Annotated in this window: 7 protein-coding genes; 1 reads left to right on the forward strand and 6 read right to left on the reverse strand. The window is 70.8% G+C overall.

Annotation, left to right across the window (positions count from 1 at the left end; all coding sequences use genetic code 11):
• The 4 genes from DJ75_RS07690 to DJ75_RS07705 all read right to left on the reverse strand — a co-directional run.
• The coding region (locus DJ75_RS07690; RefSeq protein WP_141211994.1) for a universal stress protein at positions 1–214 on the reverse strand (214 nt) is incomplete at its 3' end.
• Between the two features lie 86 nt (positions 215–300).
• A complete protein-coding gene (locus tag DJ75_RS07695; protein WP_094523924.1) occupies positions 301–1,221 on the reverse strand; it encodes a DNA adenine methylase in 921 nt (306 codons plus the stop codon).
• A gap of 72 nt (positions 1,222–1,293) precedes the next feature.
• A complete protein-coding gene (locus tag DJ75_RS07700; RefSeq protein WP_094523925.1) occupies positions 1,294–1,596 on the reverse strand; it encodes a hypothetical protein in 303 nt (100 codons plus the stop codon).
• Positions 1,597–1,726: 130 nt separating this feature from the next.
• Positions 1,727–2,131 carry an abortive infection protein gene (locus DJ75_RS07705; protein ID WP_094523926.1) on the reverse strand — a complete coding sequence of 135 codons (405 nt, stop codon included), beginning with the start codon at positions 2,129–2,131 and terminating at the stop codon, positions 1,727–1,729.
• Positions 2,132–2,394: 263 nt separating this feature from the next.
• On the opposite strand from DJ75_RS07705, the gene DJ75_RS07710 reads away from it, so the two are divergent.
• Positions 2,395–2,664: a hypothetical protein gene (locus DJ75_RS07710; protein WP_170938215.1), complete on the forward strand. Its 270-nt coding sequence runs from the start codon at positions 2,395–2,397 to the stop codon at positions 2,662–2,664.
• A gap of 53 nt (positions 2,665–2,717) precedes the next feature.
• On the opposite strand, the gene DJ75_RS07715 is transcribed toward DJ75_RS07710, so the two are convergent.
• Positions 2,718–3,755 (reverse strand): NAD(P)/FAD-dependent oxidoreductase, encoded by a 1,038-nt coding sequence (locus tag DJ75_RS07715; protein ID WP_094523928.1) that lies wholly within the window; start codon positions 3,753–3,755, stop codon positions 2,718–2,720.
• Positions 3,756–3,857: 102 nt separating this feature from the next.
• The coding region (locus tag DJ75_RS07720; RefSeq protein WP_394338273.1) for a universal stress protein at positions 3,858–4,414 on the reverse strand (557 nt) is incomplete at its 5' end.

A 4,414-nucleotide genomic window follows, 5' to 3' on the forward strand; every position in this document is an offset into this window, starting at 1 on the left:
CGGAGTCCGTGAACGCCTCGGTGTCGTCGGCGACGTCGCTCTCGTCGATGACGCCGTGGTCGATCGCGCGGACCACGTCCTCGTCTAACACGTACAGGGCGTGGACGCTCGCGCCGTACTCGGCGGCGACCGCGATCGCGTAGTCGACCGCCTCGTGGGACTCCTCGCTCCCGTCGACGGGAACGAGGACGAGGTCGATATCGAGATCGGTCATACGCGGGACGTCGTCGGGGGAGTTCAAAAAGCCCGCCCCATGCGGTCGGCGCGCCGGAGCCGACGACGGCGTCGGCGGAGCGGGGCTCAGAAGCCGGAGAGCTCGCGCTGCGGCGCCTCGCGCCGCTCGTCCGGGGGTACGTTCGTCGCGACGATCTCGTCGACCGCGTCCCGGTTGTCCGCGTCGCTGTTGATCGCGCGGGTCGCGTCCTCCAGCTCGACGCGGAACCCCGCGTCGGCGTACGGCCCCTCCATCACGCCGCTGTTGCTCACCACGACCCGGACCCCCGCCTCGTCCAGTTCGCTCGCGACGTCGAGAAGCCGGCGCTGGTCCTCGCGGTCGAACCCCTCGGCGCTGTACTCGTTGAAGCTCGCGGTCGCGCTCATCGGCTCGTACGGCGGGTCGAAGTAGACGAGGTCGCCGGGATCGGCGACGTCGAGGACGTAGGCGAAGTCGCCGTTGCGGAGCGTCGCGTCCGCGAGCACGTCGCTCGCGCGGCGGATCCGGTCCCGCTGGACCCAGTCCGGATTCGCGTACCGACCGATCGGGACGTTGAAGCCGCCGTCGGCGTTCTCGCGGTAAAGGCCGTTGTAGCAGGTCCGGTTGAGGTACAGCAGGAGGGCGGCCTCCTCCAGCGGGTCGAACGACCCCTCGTAGGGGCGCCGGTTGAACCGCGCTCGCTGCTGGTAGTAGTAGCACTCCACGTCGTGACCGCGTGGAGTCTCCTCTGCGAACGGGATCGACGGGTCCGGGTCGGCCTCTGGGTCGTCGAACGACTCCAGCCGCTCGATCAGCGCTTCCGGTTCGTCGCGCACCCGCTCGTAGAAGTTGATCAGCCGCGGGTTCGCGTCGTTAATCGTCGCGTCATCGGGCTCCAGGTCGAAGAAGAGCGCGCCGCCGCCGACGAACGGCTCGTGGTAGCGGCCGTACGAGGCCGGGAACCGAGCGTACAGCTCGTCGAGCAGCTGGCGCTTGCCGCCGGCCCACTTCAGGATCGGCTCGGCCATGCGATGTCGAGACTCCCCCGCGGCGGCGTATAAACGTCTCGGGCTCGGTCGTCGGGGTACTCGCCGCCGGATTCAGTCGTCGGCGGGCTCGACGTCGGGGTTCGGGAGGTCGGCGACGTGGGCGGCGGCCTCCTCGAAGTTCGGCCCCGGCGCGATCGTTCCGGCCTCGCGGTCCCACTCGATGTACCCGGCCTCCTCCAACGCTGGGAGATGGCTCTCGACGAGCTCGTCGGCGATCTCGTCCGACCGGCCGCGGACGCGGAGGTCCGCGACCGTCGCGACAGTTCCGTCGAAGAGCCCGGCGATCGTCCGCCGCGCCTGCGCCGCGTCGAGCACCGTCGGCCGACCAGAGGAGGTATCGTGTGTCGTTGACATCGCTGTTCGTATCTGTAGATGAACGCGAGGCGAAATAAAAGTACGGGCGGTGGGGCGACAGGCGAGGGAGGCGAACGACGGAGACCGGGCCGGAGACCCGTCTCGGAGGGTGGAGAGCCGGCCCCGTGACCTACCGCACCCGCAGGGTCCGGTGCAGCGTGTAGCCGGCGATCACGAGGAACACGAACGGGCGCCCCGTGAGCGGGTGCGCCAGCAGCGACCCGGTCGCGAGGACGAGGTACCCCTTGCCCGGCGGCGACCACGGGGTCCGGTCCCGCATCGCCGCCAGTTCGGCGGCGAACGCGTAGAGGAAGCCGCCCGCGACGGGGATCCACAGCGCCGCCGCCAGGAGGGTCCCGAGCGACGTGCCCGCGACCGCGCCGACCGAGCGGGGCAGCCACCCGACCGCGGTCGCGTACTCCGGGTCCGTGAGCCCGCGGGCGACGACCGACGCCGGCAGGTACAGCGCCGCGACCGCGACCGTCGTCCAGAAGGGGACGTTCGAGCGCGACCGCGAGGCCGGCGATTTGACCATACGGAACCGCGGGGACCGCACGGGAGAAACCCTCCGGTTCCGGGCGCGGACCGAGCGTCACCGCCGCACCGACCGACCCGTTTCGGGTGGAAACGTTCCAGTTTCGATAGAGGTATACGAAACTGTGGCATGGTACTCGTTACACGGCGTTAACAATCGTTTGAAACGCTCTGAGCGAATGACCCGTGGTACCAATACTCAGAAACTATACGTAATATGAAAGGTTTTTACTCCCGCGCGACCAACGGAGAGATATGCAACCGATGAACGGCGGATACACGGCGCGAGCGGTGATGGCCGGATCCGACAGCCCGCCCAACGGGGGCCTCGTCGTCTCGCTCGCGTTCCTGGCGCTGGTCGCGCTTCCGCTGGTGGTGGCCTCCTACCCGCTCGTCTCCGCGGGGCTGCTCGCCGGCGTCGTCGCGCTCGTCGCGCTGGGGCGCTCGCTCTCCCGCCACGTCGACCGCGGAACCGTCCGAACGATCAGCCTCCCCGGACTCGGCACGGTCGAGTACCGCTTCACGCGAAGCTAACTCGGTCGCCCCCGCTGTTTTCCCCCCTCCAACTGTTCGGTCGAACGCCGACGCTACAGCCCGTACACGACGCGTTCGCCCGTGTCAAGCCCGTTCGCGAGCGCGGCGTGGATCCGTCCCTCGCCGGCGACCCAGTCGCCGAGGAGGAACAGGTCCTCCCGCCGGGCGGAGTCGATCGGCCCGCGGTCGACGCCCGCCTCCGGGAGCGCGTAGCGCCACCCCTGGTGGTCGGTCCACGCCGGGTCGGCCAGCCGCTCGTCGCCAACGACTGAGGCGGCGTGCTCGGCGAGGTCGGCGACGTTCGCCGCGGGGTCGTCGTCGTAGCGCTCGGCGGACCACTCCGGACCCGCCTGAACGACCAGCAGCGTCTCGCCGTCCGGGACGTGCCCCGCCTTGCACTCCTCGCGTGAGATCCAGCCGACAGGGTGCTCTTTGTCCGTGTTGACGAGCCCGTAGTAGGGGACGTCGATCGCGAACGGGTAGTGGAGCACGGCGGACCACACCGACCGGTACGCCACGTCGCCCACGGCGTCGACGAGCGCCTCGCGGACCGGCGACTCCCACTCGGCGTCGCGGAGCAGCTCCGCGGTCTGCGGCGCCGGGGGATTGAGGAGCAGGACGTCGAACGGGCCCCACGTCTCCCCGTCGGCGTCGTCGACCTCCCAGCGGTCGTCGGCCCGTCGGACGGTCCCGACGCGCGTCCGGCGATGGACCGTCGCATCAGTTCGTCCGAAGAGCCGCTTGGCGATCTGGGTGAGGCCGCGTCGGTAGCTCCACTTGTGATCGTCGGCGTCGCGGCCGGGCGAGACCTCGCCGTCCGCGTCGAAGGTGTACACCGGCTCGGTGATGTCGACGAGCCCCTCGTCGTCGAGCCTCTCCGTCATCAGTTCGACGACGCGTTCGTCGTCGGACTTCAGATAGTTCGCGCCGTAGTCGTAGGTCAGGCCGTCGTGGCGACGTGTCGCCGCGCGGCCGCAGATGCCGCCGGACTTCTCGAGCACGGTCACGTCCGCGTCGGGCGCCGCTTCGTCGACGACGAACGCCGCGGCCGCCGCGCCCGCACCGGCGCCGACGATACCAATATCAGTCATAACAGTTGTAGGGGACGCGGTCACTTAACCCGTCGTCTCGCGGACCCGCGGGCGGAGCGCAGGGAATCGGGCCGAAAAGGGGAACGGCGAGAACGGGCGCGGTCAGTCGTCGGCGCCGACGACCATCACGGGCGCGGCGGCGCCGCGCTGGACCCGAGTGGGGAGCGTCTCCGGGTGGACGAGCCGGTCGAGCCCAGTGCGGCGCGCGGAGCCGACCACGATCAGGTCGGCGTCGTGGGCGGCGGCGAAGTCGAGCACCTCCTCGTGTGCCGTCCCGTACCGGAACCGCTTCTCGACATCGACGCCGGCCGCCTCGCCGCGGGCCGCGGCGTCTTCGACGAGCGCCTCGCCCGTGCGCTCGCGGCGCTCGACGACCACGTCCCAGTGCTCTGTGGTGTCGACGACGTAGAGGGCGTCGACGGTCGCGCCGTGCGCGGCCGCGACGTCGAGGCCCGCCTCGACCGCGGCGCGGCCGGCCCCGTCGTCGCCGGTGACGACGAGCACGCGCTCGAAGAGGGACCCTCCCCGTGCAGTCCCTGCGGCGGTCGGAGCGGCGGGGTCGTCGGTGGCGGTCGAAGCGGCGGTGCCTGCGGCGTCGACGTCGGTGGCGGCCGAGGCGGCGGTGCCTGCGGCGTCGACGTCGGCGGTGTCGATGTCGG

The organism is Halorubrum sp. Eb13 (assembly GCF_002252895.1).
Lineage (GTDB): Archaea > Halobacteriota > Halobacteria > Halobacteriales > Haloferacaceae > Halorubrum.

What these genes read in the sequence shown, in the direction of transcription:
- DJ75_RS07705 (WP_094523926.1), bottom strand. Translation starts at nt 2,131, where the DNA reads ATGGTCAAATCGCCGGCCTCGCGGTCGCGCTCGAACGTCCCCTTCTGG.
- DJ75_RS07710 (WP_170938215.1), top strand. Translation starts at nt 2,395, where the DNA reads ATGAACGGCGGATACACGGCGCGAGCGGTGATGGCCGGATCCGACAGC.
- DJ75_RS07715 (WP_094523928.1), bottom strand. Translation starts at nt 3,755, where the DNA reads ATGACTGATATTGGTATCGTCGGCGCCGGTGCGGGCGCGGCGGCCGCG.
- DJ75_RS07695 (WP_094523924.1), bottom strand. Translation starts at nt 1,221, where the DNA reads ATGGCCGAGCCGATCCTGAAGTGGGCCGGCGGCAAGCGCCAGCTGCTC.
- DJ75_RS07700 (WP_094523925.1), bottom strand. Translation starts at nt 1,596, where the DNA reads ATGTCAACGACACACGATACCTCCTCTGGTCGGCCGACGGTGCTCGAC.